The following is a 17,217-nucleotide window of genomic DNA, read 5'->3' on the forward strand; positions in this document are numbered from 1 at the left end:
CCTGCTCCGGGCGGCGTTCCGACGATGGTCGTTAACGAAAACGCGGGGAGTCTGACACCCCTGCGGCGTTCTCAAGTCCATCGTCGGAACGCCGCCCGGAGCCGGCTCGCTCCTACAAGGGACCGGGTGGGCAGTTATCACGATTTATTTAACTTTACGTGAGGATTTGGCGACCTTGTGCCTCCCATACTCGGCCCCAACGAACAACAACAGCCGGGAGCCCGTCATGTCGCCGCTACCTGCCTCACCCAGAGCCAGCCATCCACGATGGCTAAGGCTGACCCACTGGCTCAACGCCCTGGCGGTGCTGGTCATGGTCACCAGCGGTTGGCGCATCTACAACGCCTCGCCGATCTTCGATTTCAGCTTTCCCAAGTCGATCACCCTCGGCGGCTGGCTCGGTGGTGCGCTGCAATGGCACTTCGCGGCCATTTGGTTCCTGGCGATCAACGGTCTTGTCTATCTGGCGTTCAACCTGTTCAGCGGGCGCCTGAAACGACGGTTTTTCCCGGTCTCGCCCAAAGGCGTGATGCATGACCTGTGGGCCGCGTTGCGGGGCAAACTCGGTCACGCCGACCTCAGCCATTACAACCAGGTGCAGCGCGTGGCCTACCTGTTCGTAATGGTCGACATCACGCTGCTGGTGCTCTCCGGGCTGGTGCTGTGGAAGTCCGTGCAGTTCCCGCTGTTGCGTGAACTGTTGTGGGGCTACGAAGGCGCACGACGTGTGCACTTCTTCGCCATGGCGCTGTTGGTCGCGTTCGTGGCGGTGCATCTGGTGATGGTCGCACTGGTGCCAAAAACGCTGGTGGCCATGATCGTTGGCCGTAAGGAGCACGTATGAAAAAGCGCATTCAAGGATCGGGACTGGATGAGTCGTCCATCCTGACCGACGCCCGGAAAATCCTCGCCCCGCAGATCGAAGACCGCTCGCGCCGTTCGTTCCTGCTGCGCGGCCTGACCCTCGGTGGCGTGGCCATGTTGTCCGGCTGCAACCTCACCGACAACGAAAGCGTCGACACCGCGTTGTCGTCGATGTCGCGCTTCAACGATCGGGTGCAGGGCTGGCTGTTCAACCCCAACGCCATGGCGCCGACCTATCCGGAATCGATGATCACCCGGCCGTTTCCTTTCAACGCCTTCTACGGCATCGACGAGGCACCGACGGTGGACGAGGAGAGTTATCGCCTGGAAGTGACCGGCCTGGTCGCCGACAAGCGAAGCTGGCGCCTTGAAGAGCTGCGTGCGATGGCGCAGACCGACCAGATTACCCGGCACATATGCGTCGAAGGCTGGAGCGCGATCGGCCGCTGGGGGGGTGTGCGCTTCAGCGATTTCCTCAAGCGCGTGGGCGCCGACACCGATGCCAAATACGTCGGCTTCAAATGCGCCGACGACTACTACACCAGCATCGACATGGCCACGGCGCTGCATGCGCAAACGTTGCTGACGCTGACCTACGACGGCGCGGTGTTGCCACGCGAATACGGCTTCCCGATGAAGCTGCGCATGCCCACCAAGCTCGGCTACAAGAACCCGAAACACATCCAGGCGATTTTCGTCAGCAACACCTACAGCGGTGGCTACTGGGAAGACCAGGGCTACAACTGGTTCGGTGGCAGCTGACGGGCGCCCGGCCTTTTCCTTTGTACACACCCCACGCATCAAGGAGTTTCATCATGAAGAAGCTGACCACCGTTGTTCTGTCCATGTGCCTGGCCGTCGGCGCCGCCAGCGTGTTTGCCGCCGATACGATGAGCAATGACAGCATGAGCAAAGACTCGATGTCCAAGGACGCCATGTCCAAGGACACGATGAAAAAAGACGCGATGACCAAGGATTCGATGTCCAAGGACGCCATGTCCAAGGACACGATGAAAAAAGATGCCATGTCCAAAGATGCGATGAAGAAAGACGCCATGTCCAAGGACAGCATGAGCAAGGACGCGATGAAAAAGGACGCCATGTCCCAGTAAGCCCGTACAGCTGTAATCCCTGTAGGAGCGAGCCTGCTCGCGATGGACGTCAACGAAAACGCGGGGAGTCTGATACCCCGCGGTGTTCTCAAGTCCATCGTCGGAACGCCGCCCGGAGCCTGCTCGCTCCTACAGGTTTATCACCCTATGACTTGAAGTCATGCCCCATGCCATTGCCTGGTTTTCCCCTTTGCCTGTATCAAAAATGAATTTCCGCCCACTCCGCTGCTCCTACCTGTAGGCAGCGGCGTTGAGCCCGCGAATTCATTGAAGCAATCAGGGAGCGGCACGGTCATGAGTCAAGTACCGACGGCGGGCGCACACCTTCCCGGCGGGTTGATCCTGGTGGTTGAGGATGACCCGCTGATTCTGGAGTTTCTCTGTGAAATCCTGCAGGACGAAGGCTTTGTGGTGCAGCCGCAGACCAGTGCGGACGCTGCAGCGCAGTATCTGGAGCAGCATGCGCAGGAGGTGCGGATGCTGCTGACCGACATCACCATGCCGGGCAAGCTCAATGGTGCGGACCTGGCCAACCTGTTCGGTGATCGCTGGCCGGACAAGCCGATCATGATCATGTCCGGCTATGAACCCCCCGAAAGTTCAGGCGTGCGGCATGCGGTTTCGTTCATCAAGAAACCCTGGGCCCTCGGGCAGTTGCTCGACTGCGTACAAAACGCATTGCAGGCTGATCCTCCGCCGCATTGATCCTGTACATTGGCCGTCACACCCGCCAGATCCATTAGACAGGAAGGTCCGCCTTGTCCGCTCAAACCTCCGTTTTCCATAACCCGTACCGCGCCTTCCTGTTCGATATGGACGGCACCGTACTGACGTCCATTGCGGCCGCCGAGCGCGTCTGGGCGACCTGGGCCATGCGTCACGGCGTCGATGTCGAGACATTCCTGCCGACCATCCACGGTGCCCGTGCCATCGACACGATCAGCCGTCTGGCGTTACCCGGCGTCGATGCCGAAGCCGAAGCGGCATGGATCACCCAGGCGGAACTCGAGGATGTCGACGGGGTGGCTGAGGTGGTGGGCGCGGCGGGGTTTCTCAAGTCATTGCCGGCCCATCGATGGGCCATCGTCACCTCGGCCCCCAGAGCGTTGGCGTTGCGCCGCATGGCCGCCGCCGGGATTCCCGAGCCGCAGGTGATGGTCACGGCCGAAGACGTCAGCGCCGGCAAACCTGATCCGGCCGGTTATCGATTGGCGGCCCGGCGACTGGGTGTCGAGATCACCGAGTGCCTGGTGTTCGAAGACGCCACCGTTGGCATTCTCGCGGCCGAAGCGGCGGGGGCGGATTTGCTGATCGTCACGGCCACCCATGATCAGCCGATTCAGACGGCGCACGCGACCCTGGCCGGTTATGACCGGATTGTGGCCAGACTGAACGACGACCTGATCCGGCTGCAGATTTTGTGAGCGATAGCGCCTTCCAATGAAGAAAAGCCCGCCAGCAGGTTCTGCTGAAGGGCCGTCAGGTGAGCGTTCAGAGGGGCGTTCGCGCCGCTGCCGGCGTCGCCTCGCCAGTCGGGTTGCGGGTGCTGGCCTTGAGCTACTTCTGCGCAACGCCTTGCTTGATGTCGCCACAGAAAATATCGACATTGCCGTCGGTCGCCGCAGTACGCACGACAATGGAATACTCACCGGCCAGCAGCACGGACAATTCGACGGGGGCGCTTCGGCTGAACGCCCAGCCGCGTACGGCCTGGCGTTCGGTATTGACCTTGTCGTTCATGGCGTAGGCGACGGGCCCGGGTTTTGCGCAACTGCCCTTGTTGATGAACGAATAGAGGCGCAAGGGCAGCACCGCTCCGGTTGGAACACCACTGATGAAGAAGCTGAGGCCGGTCTGTTTGCCCCAGTCGGACAAGGCGACATTGCCGATCTGACCAGTGTTTTGCCGGGTGGCAACCAACGTAACGGACACGCTCTGGTTTGATGAAGTGGCGCAGCCGAACAGGCTGGTCATGACCATGAGCGCGGCAAGTGAGTTTCTGAATTTCATTGCCAACCTCCTGCACAGAAGAACCGCAATGGGTGATTAAGGGGTATAGCTCATTAATCGCTGTCCGGGACTGCAATGCAGTCCACTCTAGGTCGAACACTGACTTGTGGCGAGGAAGCAAGCTCCCTCGCCACAGATTAATGATTACGACGCTTGCTTCAGCACCGGCGTGCGCTTGCCCAGTTTCATCAGCCAGAAGTAGCTCAAGGCCGGCACCAGCAACCCCACCAGCCAGGCCAGGTCGACGCCGTCGAGCGCCGTGGCGACCGGGCCGACGTAGAGCGTGGTGTTCATGAACGGAATCTCCAACGCAATCGCCAGCACAAAACTGCCGCAGGCGATCCCGTTGACCCGGCCATAGATCCCATTGACGTCGAAAATGTCATCGATCCGGTACTGACCTTTGCGCAGGCAGTAGTAGTCCACCAGATTGATCGCCGTCCACGGGATCAGGAAGTAGCTCATGAAGAAAATGAAGTTGAGGAAAAAGGTGATGAAGTCGTCCTGACTGATGGTGCACAGGGCCGTGGCCACCAGGCTGATCACCAGCATGAACAGGCCGCGCACCCGGGGCGTCACTTTCAGGCGGGCGAAGGGTTCGATCACGGTGATGGTCGACATGAAGGCGCCATACAGGTTGAAGACGTTGATCGACACCTGGCCATAGACGATGAAGGCGAACAGCAGCAGGGCGCCGCTGCCGAACAGCCCGGCGACATGGCCGCCGACGTTGCTGGAGAAGTCGCCGATGCCGACGCTCAGGATCGCCCCGAGAATCATCATCCACGCACCGCCACTGACCGTACCGGCGTAGCTGTACCAGAACACCTTGGCGGTCGGCGTTTGGCTGGGCAGGTAGCGCGAATAGTCGGCGACATAAGGCGCATAGGACAGTTGCCAGGTGACGGCAATGCTCACGGCCACCAGGAATTTCGACAGCGAGAACCCGGTTGGCAGCCATTGCTCGGGCGGAATCGACAGTTGCAGGGCGAACAGCGTGGCGACGACGAACACCAGCAGCGAAAGGATCGACAACAGCTTCTGCAAGCGGTGAATCAAGCGATAGCCGTAGAGCGCGACGACGAAGCACAAGGCGCCGATCAGGTAGATGTTGCCATTGGCGGGCAACGGGCTGACCGACTCCAGCGCCTGGGCGGCGAGCAGGGTGTTGCTGACGAAGAATCCCAGGTAGATCAGCATCACGAACAGCAGCGGCAACACCGCCCCGAGCACGCCGAACTGAGCCCGGCTCTGGATCATCTGCGGGATGCCCAGTTTCGGTCCCTGGGCGGAGTGGGAGGCCATGAATATCGCCCCGACCAACGAGCCGATGATGATCGCCAGGGCGCTCCAGAACAGGTTGAGCCCCATCACCACCGGCAGCACACCCGAGGCGATGGTGGTGATGTTCATGTTGGCGCCGAACCAGATGAAAAACAGCGAACCCGGCCGGCCATGACGTTCGGCTTCGGGGATGAAATCGATGCTTCTTTTTTCAACTTGCATGGCGATCACTCCTGAGTCCGGACGAGGTGGGTTTGCAGGCGGGCGATGGTGTTTTGCAGTTCGTGGGGCTGGTGGGCGAACAGGTCCGGGTGTTCGGGACTCAGGCTCACGTAGTCACGGTTTTCCAGGGCGCGGCGGCATTCGCCGGTGGTGAGGATTTCCAGGGAATAGACCCAGTTGGCCATGATCAACAGCGCCGAATAGTGCCCGGCCTCGGTGGTCGTGGTGCACGCATCGCTGACCAGGCGAATGTGGTAGCCGAGGGCAAAGGCATCGAACACCGTGGTCAACACGCAGACATCGGTCAGTACGCCGCCGATGATCAGCGTGTCGACGTCCAGTGCCTTGAGCCGGGCATCGAGGTCGGTACGGTGGAAAGCGCTGTAGCGGCCTTTATCGACGACGGCTTCATCGGGCTGCGGGGCAAGGCTTTGGATGATCTCCACTTGCCGCGTGCCGGCGCGATAGCCGCTCGGGCCGCCATCGGCGGCGCGGGGTTCGCCCGGTGGCAGATCACTGCCGTCGGCCTGGTTGATATGGCGGGTATAGATAACGGGGACCCGCTGCTGGCGGGCGCTTTCGAGCAGTGTGGCGGTGTTGGCCAGCACCGAATCGAAGTGTTCGAGGACGAAACCGTCCTCCTGTTGCAGGTCGATGATCAACAGTGCGTTTTTATTGTTCATGGAGCAAACCTGATCATGGGCCGGACACTGTTGCGTCCAGCCAGCCCGATAAACATCGGGCCGAAGCACAATGCACCGCAAACGCGAGGCTATCGCCTGGCGCCGAGGTACGTGGATTCCTGTTCGGGAGTGCTCAGTGAACTATTTGCCAGAAGCCGTTCTGCTTGGCCGAAACACTGGCGCGCAGACGCTTGAAATGCAGGTGCGAAGCGGTCCATTCACCGCGCAGATAAGCCCGCGCGGCGCCGGAGGGGAGGGCGAGTGATTGGAGACGACCATTGAACATGGGAATCGACCCTGTAGGAGCGAGCCTGCTCGCGAGAAACTTAAAGGCACCGCGTTGATTCAGAATGCACGCGTTATCGCTGACATCCATCGCGAGCAAGCTCGCTCCTACATAAAGCAACTCAGAGGACTCAGCGGAACGCCGGGACCACGTGTTTGATAAACAGCTCCAGGGACTTCTTCTTCTCGGCGTGCGGCAAGCTGTTGTCGCACCAGAAGCTGAACTCGTCGACACCCAGTTCCTGATAGTACTTGATGCGCGGAATGATCTCTTCCGGGGTACCGATCATGGCGGTCTTGTGCAGGCTGTCCAGTTCGAACTCCGGACGGCCGGCGAATTTCTCTTCCGGGCTTGGCGCCAGGAAGCCGTTGACCGGGGTTTCCTTGTTGCCGAACCAGGCATCGAAGGTGCGATAGAACTTGGCGATCGCCTTGGCCCCGACCTTCCAGCCTTCGGGATCATCGACTGCGTGAACATGGGTGTGACGCAGCACCATCAGTTGCGGGCGCGGCACGTCCGGGTTGTTGTCCAGTGCGGTCTGGAACTTGTTCTTCAGGTCCAGTACTTCTTCGTCGCCTTTCATCAGCGGCGTCACCATGACGTTGCAGCCATTGGCCACGGCGAAGTTGTGCGAGTCCGGGTCACGGGCGGCGATCCACATCGGCGGGTTGGGTTTCTGAACCGGCTTGGGCACGCTGGTGGAGGTCGGGAATTTCCAGATGTCGCCGTCATGGGCGTAGTCGCCTTGCCACAGCGCGCGGACCACCGGAACCATTTCCCGCAGTGCCTGGCCGCCGCTTGAGGCTGGCATGCCGCCGGCCATGCGGTCGAATTCAACCTGGTAAGCGCCACGGGCCAGGCCCACTTCCATGCGCCCGTTGCTGATCACGTCCAGCAACGCACATTCGCCGGCGACCCGGATGGGGTGCCAGAACGGCGCGATGATGGTGCCGGCGCCGAGGTGGATGGTGGTGGTCTTGGCAGCCAGGTAGGCCAGCAGCGGCATCGGGCTCGGCGAGATGGTGTATTCCATGGCGTGGTGTTCACCGATCCAGACGGTGCTGAAACCACCGGCCTCGGCCATCAGGGTCAGCTCGGTCAAATCTTCGAACAGCTGGCGATGGCTGATGCTTTCGTCCCAACGTTCCATGTGTACGAACAGGGAAAATTTCATGACGCTTACCTCGGATCTTTTGTTGTCGGCCTGTCGACTGCGGGCCTGTTGCCTGGAATGAGCGCAGGGCTCCCCGGTGTTCTCGCCAGTGTAAAGCGCGTTCCTGAGTACGGCTGTTCGGCTGATTGATTATTGGTATACCATAATACGGAATATCCGCAAAATATTTCTCTCAGGCGGTCACATACCAAGAGTCACTCGGCTTATGCCTATCTGTCCCTGGGCACGCAGGAGGGCGGTTATGTATTCCGGCGCGGACAACACGGGCATTCAGACAGCCGGCGTTTTCGTTGACGCCCATCGGGGGCCCGCTCCCACAAGGATTTGCGTGGAACCCAAACCTGTAGGAGCGAGCCTGCTCGCGAAAAACGCGCGGGCAACACGGGCATTCAGACGGCCGGCGTTATCGTTGACGCCCATCGCGGGCAGGCCCGCTCCCACAAGGATTTGCGTGGAACCCAAACCTGTAGGAGCGAGCCTGCTCGCGAAAAACGCACGGACAACACGGGCAATCAGACAGCCGGCGTTATCGTTGACGCCCATCGCGGGCAAGCCCGCTCCCACAAGGATTTGCGTGGAACCCAAGACTGTAGGAGCGAGCCTGCTCGCGAAAAACGCACGGACAACACGGGCAATCAGACAGCCGGCGTTATCGTTGACGCCCATCGCGGGCAAGCCCGCTCCCACATGAATTGTGCGATAGCAGAATTGTTTGAAGTCAGGCGAGAACGGGCAGGGCGCCCATCTTGCCGTGGCAATACACCAGGGGGCCGGCATTCTGCCGGGGCACGATCAGGTTCTTCACGGCGCCGACCATGATCGCGTGGTCGCCCCCTTCATATTCGCGCCACAGTTCGCATTCGATGACCGCCGTGGCGTTGGCCAGGATCGGATTGCCCAGCTCGCTCAATGTCCACTCGATGCCTTGTGCCTTGTCTTTGCCCTTGCGTGCGAAGGCATAGGCTTCGCTCTGCTGCCCGCCGGAAAGCACATGAATGGCAAAGCGTTTGTTCTTGATCAGAACCGGGTAGGAGTCGGAGCTGTAGTTGGGGCAGAACAGCACCAGGGCCGGGTCCATGGACAGCGAGCTGAACGCACTGGCCGTCAGGCCGACGATTTGCCCGTCATCATCGAGCGTGGTGATCACGGTTACGCCCGACGGGAACGAGCCCATGACTTGTTTGTAGATGGCGGCATCGATCATTGGACTGTCCTCGGGTGTGGTGCGTGGTTTTTATGAGTTTGTAGGTCTGATGGTATACCGTAATACATCGTTTGCAAGGGCTTTTTCTACCGACCGATAAACGTACACCTCTGGTCTTGAGGGCAATAAATACAGGGCTTTCAGCCAGGCAGAGGGCGGGATTTTGCGGCAGGATTGCAGATCAGATGGGCTTGCAAAGACCGGATCAGTCTTGTGAAAAGTTTGGAATACCATAATATGGTGTTCATCTGAGGGGCGGCCAGAGAGTCCCCCCGGTTTGGCTTCATACAAAGATAAGAACAGACAAACTCGAGTTCATGCATATGTCCCAGATGTCCCGGCAAGACCCATTGATCGAGAATCACACGGTCGACTACGTTCCACTCGCAGAGCGCCACGGGAAGGCCCGCGATCTTTTCACCCTATGGTTCAGCACCAACATTGCACCACTGCCCATCGTCACCGGTGCCATGGTGGTTCAAGTGTTCCATCTCAATTTGTTCTGGGGGCTGCTGGCGATTGCCCTGGGGCACATGGTCGGTGGACTGGTGATTGCCCTGGCGTCGGCCCAGGGCCCGCGCATGGGCATCCCGCAAATGGTCCAGAGCCGGGGTCAGTTCGGCCGCTATGGCGCGCTGCTGATCGTGTTCTTTGCTGCCCTGATCTACGTCGGTTTCTTCATTTCCAACATCGTGTTGGCCGGCAAGTCGATCGTCGGCATCGTGCCTTCGGTCCCGGTGCCCGCCAGCATCCTGATCGGCGCCCTCAGCGCTACCGCCATCGGGGTGATCGGTTACCGCTTCATCCATACCCTCAACCGCATCGGCACCTGGGTGATGGGCAGCGCGCTGCTCGCCGGTTTCCTCTACATCTTCGCCCATGACTTGCCGGTGGACTTCTTCACCCGTGGCGGTTTCAACCTGTCCGGCTGGTTGGCCACCGTGTCCCTGGGAATCATCTGGCAGATCAGCTTTTCGCCTTATGTGTCGGACTACTCGCGCTACCTGCCGGCGGATATCGGCATCACGCGTCCGTTCTTCGCCACCTACCTGGGCGCGACCCTGGGCACGATCCTCTCGTTCACTTTCGGCGCGGTGGCGGTCCTGGCAACCCCGGAAGGCACTGAAGCGATGGCTGCGGTCAAGCAATCCACCGGTTGGCTGGGGCCGATCCTGATGGTGCTGTTCCTGCTCAACATCATCAGCCACAACGCCTTGAATCTGTACGGTGCGGTGCTGTCGATCATCACCTCGATCCAGACGTTTGCCAGTCAGTGGACGCCGAGCATCAAGGTGCGCGTGGTGTTGTCGAGCGTGGTGCTGACCGGTTGCTGCGTGGTGGCGCTGGGCGCTTCGGCGGACTTCATCTCGCAGTTCATCGGGCTGATTCTGGCGCTGCTGTTGGTACTGGTGCCGTGGGCATCGATCAACCTGATCGATTTCTATGTGATCAAGCGTGGGTGCTACGACATTGCCTCGATCTTCCGTGCGGATGGCGGGATCTATGGACGGTTCAATCTGCATGCGATCGTGGCGTATTTCATCGGGATCATTGTGCAATTGCCGTTCGCCAATACGTCGCTGTATGTCGGGCCTTATGCCAATCTGGTTGAGGGCGCGGATCTGTCGTGGCTGGTGGGGTTGGTGGTGACGTGTCCGCTGTATTACTGCCTGGCGACCCGTGGGCAGGCCCGGTTGAGCGGGGTGGCGCGGTTTGGTTTTACTGACTGATTGTTGATTGGCGATGTTTGTCTGGAATGCCCGGCTTTTTGCCGGGCATTTCTGTTTTTGGCTGTGTGCATATCCGTTGCTGCGGTAATGGTCGCTGGCGGTTTCGCTCTTACAGCGAGTCCCTTTTTCAAACGCAGAAAAGGAACCAAAAGGCTTTGCCCCGCCACTGCGCAATGCCTGCGTTCGGCCATCGTGGTTTAGCGGTACCCCACGATCAAAAGCAAGCGAGGCGGCCTGACAGCCGACCTGACTTTTACGGCTGTACCTGATCTCCAGTGGGAGCGAGCCTGCTCGCGATGGATGTTAACGATAACGCGTGCTGTCTGGATGATCGCGTTGTCTGGACGTTTATCGCGAGCAGGCTCGCTCCTACAATGGAATCGGGGACAAGCCTGCAATCAGGTCGGCTGTCAGGCCGCCTCGCTTTTGCTTTTGATTTTCTTGCCCCATCGAGAGGCCGAGTGGAGGCCCACGGAGCAGGACTGGAGAGAGGGCATGCCGAGCCACAGCGAGGCACCGAACGCCAGGGGCAAGAGCCCTTGGTTACTTGGGGCTTTTCCAAGTGACTCGCTGTAAGAGCGAAACCATAAGTGGCCGTCATCGAAACAACGGATATGTCCCCAATCAAAAAGCAAAAAAAAGGCCACCACAACCCGACGTTGCGGTGACCCGAGGGTGAAAAATATCTACCGCTCCACTGGCATGGAGCTCAAAAAATCAATGGGCCCCAGCCGCCTTGTTCAAATCGCTCTCAGCCCACTCCGTATAAACGCAAGCATCCGCCGTCGCCCAGCGCACACGCACCGGATCCCCCGCCTTCATGGGCATGCCGGCGGCAGACAGCGCCTTGACCGTCATCGACGTGCCGCCCGAGGTCACCACGCTGCAGGTCTGGCTCTCGCCCAGGAACAGCACTTCCACGACCTTGGCCGAGACTTCATTCCAGCCGGCGGCCAGTGGCTCTTGGGCCGCTTGCTCAACACTCAAGGCTAACGCCTTTTCCGGACGCACCATCAGCAGTACATCCTGGTTGGTTTGCAGCCCGGCGGTCAGGCGGATCGACAGTGACTGCCCTTCAAACGAAGCCGCCGCATTGCCCTGGGCCTTGAGCTTGAGGAAGTTCGAGTTGCCGAGGAACGAGGCGACGAAGGCATTCGGCGGGTTCTGGTACAGGTCGTAGCCGCTGCCCAGGCCAACGATCTTGCCGTGGCTGAAGATCGCGATGCGCTGGGACAAACGCATGGCTTCTTCCTGGTCGTGGGTCACGTAGACGATGGTGATGCCCAGGCGGCGATGCAGCTGGCGCAGTTCATCCTGCAAGTCCTCGCGCAGTTTTTTGTCCAGTGCGCCGAGCGGTTCGTCCATCAGCAGGATGCGTGGCTCATAGACCAGTGCCCGTGCGATGGCGACCCGTTGCTGCTGGCCGCCGGACAGTTGCGAAGGCCGGCGGTGGGCGAATTGTTCCAGCTGTACCAGCTTGAGCATGGCATCGACCCGGCGTTCACGTTCGGCCGCGGCCAGTTTGCGAATCGTCAGCGGGAAGGCGATGTTGTCGCGCACCGACAGATGCGGGAACAGCGAATAGCGCTGGAACACCATGCCGATGTCGCGCTTGTGCGGTGGCACGTTGACCAGCGACTGGCCATTGACCAGGATCTCGCCGCTGCTCGGGGTTTCGAAGCCGGCGAGCATCGACAGGGTGGTGCTTTTGCCGGAGCCGCTGGAGCCGAGGAAGGTCAGGAACTCACCGTCCTTGATGTCCAGCGAGATGTTGTCCACGGCGGCGAAGTCGCCGTAGTACTTGTTCAGGTTGCGCAGGCTGACCAGCGGCTGGTCGTTTTGCTGGGCGCTATCTTTGATCACTGCACTCATGTCGTTCTCCTGCGCGCTCAGGCGCTGATTTCGTTGCGCCGGCGCAGTGCGGCGGCGATCACCATGACCAATACCGAGAGGCCGATCAGCAGCGTCGAAGCGACGGCGATCACGGGCGTCAGGTCCTGGCGCAGGGTGGTCCACATTTTCACGGGGAGGGTTTGCAGGGTCGGGCTGGCCATCATCACGCTCAACACCACTTCATCCCACGAGACGAGGAAGGCGAAGAGGGCGCCGGCCACCATGCCGGGACGAATCGCCGGGAAGGTCACCTTGAACACCGCTTGCAGGCGCGAGGCACCGCAGATTACCGCCGCATCCTCGATCGACTGGTCGAACAGCTTCAGCGAGTTGATGATCGAGATGATGGTAAACGGCAACGCGACGATCACATGGCTGACCACGAACGCGAACATCGTCCCGGTGTAGCCCAGTTTCAGGAACAGCGCGTACACCGCCACGGCGATGATCACCAGCGGCACGATCATCGGCAGGGTGAACAGGCCGTAGAGCATTTCCCGGCCAGGGAAGCGGCCGCGCACCAGGGCGAACGCCGTCGGCAAACCCAGGGCCACGGCGAAGAACGTGGTCAGCACCGCGACCTTGAGGCTGGCCATGGCCGCGTTCATCCAGTCGGCGTTGGAGAAGAACTGGACGTACCATTTCAGCGTCCAGCCCGGTGGCGGGAACACCAGCCATTGCGACGATCCGAACGACAGCAGCACGATGAACACGATCGGCAGCAACAGGAACAGACCGATCAGCCCGGTGGTGGCGTACAGGCCGAAGCGCATCCGGCGGCTCATGGCATTGGGGGTCAGGAGCATGACGGCTTACCTCGCGTTACTGGCGCCAACCGGGGATTCCGGCTGAAGCTTCAGGTAGAAGTAGAACAGCACCAGCGTAATGACGATCAGCAACGCGGCGCCGGCGCTCGCCAGGCCCCAGTTGAGGAACGACTGCACCTGCTGAATGATGAACTCGGGCAGCATCATGTTCTGCGCACCGCCCAGCAGGGCCGGGGTGACGTAGTAACCCAGCGACATCACGAACACCATCAGGCCCCCGGAGAACAGGCCCGGCCGGCACAGCGGCAGGAACACCCGGAAGAAGTTGGTCCATGGGCTGGCACCGCAGATCGAACCGGCCTGCAGGATCATCGGGTCGATGGCCTGCATGGTCGCCTGCAGCGGCAGCACGATGAACGGGATCATGATGTAGCTCATGCCGATCACCACGCCGGTCAGGTTGTGCACCATTTCCAGCGGCTGATCGATGATGCCCATCGCCATCAGCGCCTTGTTGATCACCCCGGAGGCTTGCAGCAGCACCAGCCAGGAGTAGGTGCGGGCGAGGAGGCTGGTCCACATCGACAGCAGCACGATGTTGAGGATCCAGCGACCCCAGCCGCGCGGCACCAGGGTGATCGCCCAGGCCAGCGGGAAGCCCAGCAGCAGGCTGAACAGCGTGACCAGGCCGGCCACCGAGAAGGTGTTGAGCAACACCCGGGCGTACGCCGAGTTGGCGAACAACTGTTCGTAATTGCCCAGGCCCGGCACCGGTTCAAGCACGCCACGCAACAGCAGGCCAATCAACGGCGCGAGAAAGAACAGGCCAAGGAACAACAACGCCGGGATCAGGTTGCTTGCACCACGCCAGCGCTGCGCCAGGGTTGGGGATTGCGTCATCGCAGCGGCCTTGCCGGCAGCGCCGGAGGCGCTCCCGACGGGCGTGGATGGACGGGACGCGGTTACCGTCATTTTCATTTGACCAGCCATTCGTTCCACCGTGTCGCGATGGCCGGACCGTTCTTGGCCCAGTACGCGAAATCAAGAGTGATCTGATCCTTAACGTAGGCCGTCGGCAGATTAGGGGCGAGCACCGAGTCCAGGCGCGCCACGCTGTCGACGTTGACCGGGGCGTAGGCGGTCAGGTTGGAAAAGTCGGCCTGGCCCTTGGCACTGCTGGCGTTGGCCAGGAACTTCATCGCCGCGTCCTTGTTCTTCGAACCTTTTGGAATGACCAGGATGTCAGCCATGACCAGGTTCTGCTTCCAGCTTACGCCCACCGGGGCGCCGTCTTCCTGCAAGGCGTGGATCCGGCCGTTCCAGAACTGGCCCATGCTCGCTTCACCGGAGGCCAGCAACTGTTGCGACTGCGCGCCACCGCCCCACCAGACGATGTCTTTCTTGATGGTGTCGAGTTTCTTGAAGGCGCGGTCCAGGTCCAGCGGGTAGAGCTTGTCGGCGGGCACGCCATCGGCCAGCAGCGCCAGTTCCAGAACGCCTGGGCTTGGCCATTTGTAGAGGGCGCGTTTGCCGGGGTAGGTCTTGGTGTCGAACAGCGCGGACCAGTCCTGGGGTTTGGCGGCGCCGAGCTTGCCTTCGTTGTAGCCGAGGACGAAGGAGAAGAAGAACGACCCGACACCGTGATCGGAGACGAACCGCGGGTCGATCTTGGTGCGATCGATGACTTTGAAATCGAGGGGTTCGAGCAGGCCTTCAGAGGCGGCGCGCAAGGCGAAGTCAGCTTCGACATCGACCACGTCCCATTGCACGTTGCCGCTTTCGACCATGGCTTTGAGCTTGCCGTAGTCGGTCGGGCCATCCTGGACCACCGTGATGCCGCTGGCCTTGCTGAACGGGTCGGCCCAGGCCTGCTTCTGCGCATCCTGGGTGCTGCCGCCCCAGCTGACGAAGTTGACGCTTTCAGCCGCCATTGCCACGTGACTGGCCGTGGCCAGCAAACCCGCGAACAGTACTGCGGTTGCACGTTTGTTCAACACCATTTTCACGCCCTCATTTGTTGTGTTTTTGAGCGGGCTTTGTATTGCCCGCCTATCGGGAGCAGTAGGTCCATCTGGCCTCTAAAGGCGACCGTGCCAAGGGCTGTTATTGGTGCTTTCCCTGTCGGGCGCACTTGGCCAAATCGTTCGGTCTATGGAATATCATATTATGGTATTCCAAACTTTGTGCAAGCATTTTGCCTTACCGGCTATCCGCCGAACCGGTTTTTTTTTGGAAAACTTCGGTGTCTCTGATCCGCACAATCCCATGGGGGAGCGAGCTTGCTCGCGATGAGGGCGGGGCCGTCGATTTCAGTATCGATTGTCATACCGCTATCGCGAGCAAGCTCGCTCCCACTGCGGCAAATTCCGCTCGGGTCACTGGGTAAACGCAATACTCTCCACCACCTCCAGGTCGTACCCGGTCAAACCGGCGTATTTCAACGGCGGCCCGAGATGCCGCAGCTTGCCCACGCCAAGGTTCTGCAAGATCTGCGCCCCGGTGCCGACTTCCGAATAGATCCGCGACTGCGAACGGCTGAACTGCCGTGGCGGTTGGGTCAATTGCGGTACGCGCTCGAGCAACGCTTGCGAGGATTCGTGATTGGCCAACACCACGACCACGCCACATCCTTCTTCAGCCACTCGCTGCAACGCCGCCCACAACGTCCAGTTGGACGGCCCGCTGTACTCGGCGCCGACCAGGTCGCGCAACGGGTCGATCACATGCACGCGCACCAGCGTCGGTTGTTCGCGACGCACGTCACCCATGACCATTGCCATGTGCACACCGCCTTCGATGCGATCCTCAAAGGTGATCAGACGGAAGGTGCCATGCACCGTGGGCAGTTCGCGCTCGCCGATGCGTACGACCGTGTGCTCGGTACTTAAACGATAGTGGATCAAATCGGCGATGGTGCCGATCTTGATCCCGTGTTTGCGCGCGAACACTTCCAGATCCGGGCGACGGGCCATGGTGCCGTCGTCGTTCATGACTTCGACGATCACCGAGGCAGGGGTGAAGCCGGCCAGGCGCGCCAGGTCGCAACCGGCCTCGGTATGCCCGGCGCGGGTCAGGACGCCGCCTTCCCGGGCGCGCAACGGGAAGATGTGACCCGGTTGCACGATATCGGCGGCACTCGCGCCGTGGGCGACGGCGGCGGCTACGGTACGCGCCCGATCGGCGGCAGAGATGCCGGTGGTCACGCCGACGGCGGCTTCGATCGACACGGTGAACGCCGTGCTGAACACGCTGCCATTGCTCGGCACCATCTGTTCCAGGCCAAGGCGCTGGCAGTGCTCGTCGGTCAGGGTCAGGCAGATCAGCCCGCGTGCTTCGCGGGCCATGAAGCTGATGGCCTCGGCGCTGCAACGGTCGGCGGCGAGCAACAGGTCGCCTTCGTTTTCCCGGTCTTCGTCGTCAACCAGGAGCACCATCTTGCCTTGGCGGTAGTCTTCGATGATTTCTTCGATGCTGTTGAAGGCCATGTAAGGATTCTCGGTGTTTGGTGGGAATATATTGTGGTATACCATAATACAAAACAACCGGAGAGATCACTATGAAGGCGTACTGGATTGCTCACGTGGATATCACCGACCCCGATCAATACAGCCACTACACCCAGCGGGCGCCCAAGGCGTTTGCCGAGTACGGCGGACGGATATTGGCGCGCGGTGGGCGTAGCGAGGCGATGGAAGGGCGGCCGACACCGCAACGCAGTGTGGTGATCGAGTTTGATTCCTATGACCAGGCGATGGCCTGTTACCGGTCGGATCTTTATCAGGAGGCCAGGGGGCACCGCGAGGGTGCGGCTCGGGCCGAGGTGATTATTGTCGAGGGGGTGGTGCCGGTTTGAGGGGTGGACAGCCTTCAGGGATCGCCAGATCTACTGTAGGAGCTGGCTTGTCGGGGCGCCGCATCGCAGCGATGGCGGCCTCTGGGCGGGCCAGGCTTTGGGGTGGTTGAGTACATATCCGTTGCTGCGGTGATG

Annotated in this window: 18 protein-coding genes; 7 read left to right on the forward strand and 11 right to left on the reverse strand. The window is 60.7% G+C overall.

The window, feature by feature from the left end; translation table 11 throughout:
- Positions 1-226: 226 nt before the first annotated feature.
- From JQF37_RS28940 to JQF37_RS28960, 5 genes are all read left to right on the forward strand, one after another.
- Complete coding sequence (locus JQF37_RS28940) at positions 227-844, forward strand: cytochrome b/b6 domain-containing protein (protein ID WP_130211455.1); 618 nt, start codon at positions 227-229, stop codon at positions 842-844.
- On the forward strand, positions 841-1,626 hold the full coding sequence (locus tag JQF37_RS28945; RefSeq protein ID WP_130211454.1) for a molybdopterin-dependent oxidoreductase: 786 nt from the start codon (positions 841-843) through the stop codon (positions 1,624-1,626). Before JQF37_RS28940 ends, JQF37_RS28945 begins: the two co-directional genes overlap by 4 nt.
- A gap of 53 nt (positions 1,627-1,679) precedes the next feature.
- Positions 1,680-1,976: a pentapeptide MXKDX repeat protein gene (locus JQF37_RS28950; protein ID WP_130211453.1), complete on the forward strand. Its 297-nt coding sequence runs from the start codon at positions 1,680-1,682 to the stop codon at positions 1,974-1,976.
- A gap of 294 nt (positions 1,977-2,270) precedes the next feature.
- Entirely contained in the window at positions 2,271-2,681 is a 411-nt protein-coding gene (locus tag JQF37_RS28955; RefSeq protein ID WP_130211452.1) for a response regulator, read from the forward strand.
- A 53-nt stretch (positions 2,682-2,734) separates the two neighbouring features.
- The gene (locus JQF37_RS28960; protein ID WP_130211451.1) at positions 2,735-3,400 is read left to right on the forward strand and encodes an HAD-IA family hydrolase; all 666 of its coding nucleotides are present in this window, start codon (positions 2,735-2,737) and stop codon (positions 3,398-3,400) included.
- A 133-nt stretch (positions 3,401-3,533) separates the two neighbouring features.
- Here the strand turns inward: JQF37_RS28960 and JQF37_RS28965 are convergent, their stop codons facing one another.
- The 6 genes from JQF37_RS28965 to JQF37_RS28990 form a co-directional block, all read right to left on the reverse strand.
- Complete coding sequence (locus JQF37_RS28965; protein ID WP_130211450.1) at positions 3,534-3,986, reverse strand: hypothetical protein; 453 nt, start codon at positions 3,984-3,986, stop codon at positions 3,534-3,536.
- 144 nt (positions 3,987-4,130) lie between these two features.
- Positions 4,131-5,492, reverse strand: a complete 1,362-nt coding sequence (locus JQF37_RS28970; RefSeq protein ID WP_130211449.1) for a cytosine permease — start codon at positions 5,490-5,492, stop codon at positions 4,131-4,133.
- A 5-nt stretch (positions 5,493-5,497) separates the two neighbouring features.
- Positions 5,498-6,175, reverse strand: coding sequence for an isochorismatase family cysteine hydrolase (locus JQF37_RS28975; protein ID WP_130211448.1), 678 nt, complete (start codon positions 6,173-6,175; stop codon positions 5,498-5,500).
- Between the two features lie 133 nt (positions 6,176-6,308).
- A complete protein-coding gene (locus JQF37_RS28980) occupies positions 6,309-6,461 on the reverse strand; it encodes a hypothetical protein (RefSeq protein WP_167361809.1) in 153 nt (50 codons plus the stop codon).
- Between the two features lie 130 nt (positions 6,462-6,591).
- Positions 6,592-7,635, reverse strand: coding sequence for an LLM class flavin-dependent oxidoreductase (locus JQF37_RS28985; protein WP_130211446.1), 1,044 nt, complete (start codon positions 7,633-7,635; stop codon positions 6,592-6,594).
- A 718-nt stretch (positions 7,636-8,353) separates the two neighbouring features.
- Positions 8,354-8,839 (reverse strand): flavin reductase family protein, encoded by a 486-nt coding sequence (locus JQF37_RS28990; RefSeq protein WP_047527859.1) that lies wholly within the window; start codon positions 8,837-8,839, stop codon positions 8,354-8,356.
- A gap of 323 nt (positions 8,840-9,162) precedes the next feature.
- Here JQF37_RS28990 and JQF37_RS28995 point away from each other — a divergent pair, with 323 nt between their 5' ends.
- The gene (locus JQF37_RS28995) at positions 9,163-10,569 is read left to right on the forward strand and encodes a cytosine permease (protein ID WP_130210443.1); all 1,407 of its coding nucleotides are present in this window, start codon (positions 9,163-9,165) and stop codon (positions 10,567-10,569) included.
- A 717-nt stretch (positions 10,570-11,286) separates the two neighbouring features.
- Here the strand turns inward: JQF37_RS28995 and JQF37_RS29000 are convergent.
- From JQF37_RS29000 to ribBA, 5 genes are all read right to left on the reverse strand, one after another.
- Positions 11,287-12,441, reverse strand: coding sequence for an ABC transporter ATP-binding protein (locus JQF37_RS29000; RefSeq protein ID WP_130210449.1), 1,155 nt, complete (start codon positions 12,439-12,441; stop codon positions 11,287-11,289).
- A 17-nt stretch (positions 12,442-12,458) separates the two neighbouring features.
- Entirely contained in the window at positions 12,459-13,268 is an 810-nt protein-coding gene (locus tag JQF37_RS29005; RefSeq protein WP_047527863.1) for an ABC transporter permease, read from the reverse strand.
- Positions 13,269-13,274: 6 nt separating this feature from the next.
- Complete coding sequence (locus JQF37_RS29010) at positions 13,275-14,207, reverse strand: ABC transporter permease (RefSeq protein ID WP_047527865.1); 933 nt, start codon at positions 14,205-14,207, stop codon at positions 13,275-13,277.
- Complete coding sequence (locus tag JQF37_RS29015; protein WP_103404891.1) at positions 14,204-15,229, reverse strand: ABC transporter substrate-binding protein; 1,026 nt, start codon at positions 15,227-15,229, stop codon at positions 14,204-14,206. The genes JQF37_RS29010 and JQF37_RS29015 overlap by 4 nt, the downstream gene beginning before the upstream one ends.
- A 375-nt stretch (positions 15,230-15,604) precedes the next feature.
- Positions 15,605-16,714, reverse strand: a complete 1,110-nt coding sequence (gene ribBA, locus JQF37_RS29020) for a bifunctional 3,4-dihydroxy-2-butanone-4-phosphate synthase/GTP cyclohydrolase II (RefSeq protein ID WP_130210451.1) — start codon at positions 16,712-16,714, stop codon at positions 15,605-15,607.
- Between the two features lie 71 nt (positions 16,715-16,785).
- Here ribBA and JQF37_RS29025 point away from each other — a divergent pair, with 71 nt between their 5' ends.
- Complete coding sequence (locus JQF37_RS29025) at positions 16,786-17,082, forward strand: DUF1330 domain-containing protein (RefSeq protein ID WP_130210453.1); 297 nt, start codon at positions 16,786-16,788, stop codon at positions 17,080-17,082.
- Positions 17,083-17,217: the final 135 nt, after the last annotated feature.

It is taken from the genome of Pseudomonas sp. MIL9 (genome assembly GCF_016887925.1).
GTDB lineage: Bacteria > Pseudomonadota > Gammaproteobacteria > Pseudomonadales > Pseudomonadaceae > Aquipseudomonas > Aquipseudomonas mohnii.

Coding starts and splice junctions, on each gene's coding strand:
- JQF37_RS29005 (WP_047527863.1), bottom strand. CDS start 13,268: ATGCTCCTGACCCCCAATGCCATGAGCCGCCGGATGCGCTTCGGCCTG.
- ribBA (WP_130210451.1), bottom strand. CDS start 16,714: ATGGCCTTCAACAGCATCGAAGAAATCATCGAAGACTACCGCCAAGGC.
- JQF37_RS28940 (WP_130211455.1), top strand. CDS start 227: ATGTCGCCGCTACCTGCCTCACCCAGAGCCAGCCATCCACGATGGCTA.
- JQF37_RS29015 (WP_103404891.1), bottom strand. CDS start 15,229: ATGGTGTTGAACAAACGTGCAACCGCAGTACTGTTCGCGGGTTTGCTG.
- JQF37_RS28955 (WP_130211452.1), top strand. CDS start 2,271: ATGAGTCAAGTACCGACGGCGGGCGCACACCTTCCCGGCGGGTTGATC.
- JQF37_RS28950 (WP_130211453.1), top strand. CDS start 1,680: ATGAAGAAGCTGACCACCGTTGTTCTGTCCATGTGCCTGGCCGTCGGC.
- JQF37_RS28985 (WP_130211446.1), bottom strand. CDS start 7,635: ATGAAATTTTCCCTGTTCGTACACATGGAACGTTGGGACGAAAGCATC.
- JQF37_RS28970 (WP_130211449.1), bottom strand. CDS start 5,492: ATGCAAGTTGAAAAAAGAAGCATCGATTTCATCCCCGAAGCCGAACGT.
- JQF37_RS29025 (WP_130210453.1), top strand. CDS start 16,786: ATGAAGGCGTACTGGATTGCTCACGTGGATATCACCGACCCCGATCAA.
- JQF37_RS28965 (WP_130211450.1), bottom strand. CDS start 3,986: ATGAAATTCAGAAACTCACTTGCCGCGCTCATGGTCATGACCAGCCTG.
- JQF37_RS28945 (WP_130211454.1), top strand. CDS start 841: ATGAAAAAGCGCATTCAAGGATCGGGACTGGATGAGTCGTCCATCCTG.
- JQF37_RS28975 (WP_130211448.1), bottom strand. CDS start 6,175: ATGAACAATAAAAACGCACTGTTGATCATCGACCTGCAACAGGAGGAC.
- JQF37_RS28980 (WP_167361809.1), bottom strand. CDS start 6,461: ATGTTCAATGGTCGTCTCCAATCACTCGCCCTCCCCTCCGGCGCCGCG.
- JQF37_RS29000 (WP_130210449.1), bottom strand. CDS start 12,441: ATGAGTGCAGTGATCAAAGATAGCGCCCAGCAAAACGACCAGCCGCTG.
- JQF37_RS29010 (WP_047527865.1), bottom strand. CDS start 14,207: ATGAAAATGACGGTAACCGCGTCCCGTCCATCCACGCCCGTCGGGAGC.
- JQF37_RS28990 (WP_047527859.1), bottom strand. CDS start 8,839: ATGATCGATGCCGCCATCTACAAACAAGTCATGGGCTCGTTCCCGTCG.
- JQF37_RS28995 (WP_130210443.1), top strand. CDS start 9,163: ATGTCCCAGATGTCCCGGCAAGACCCATTGATCGAGAATCACACGGTC.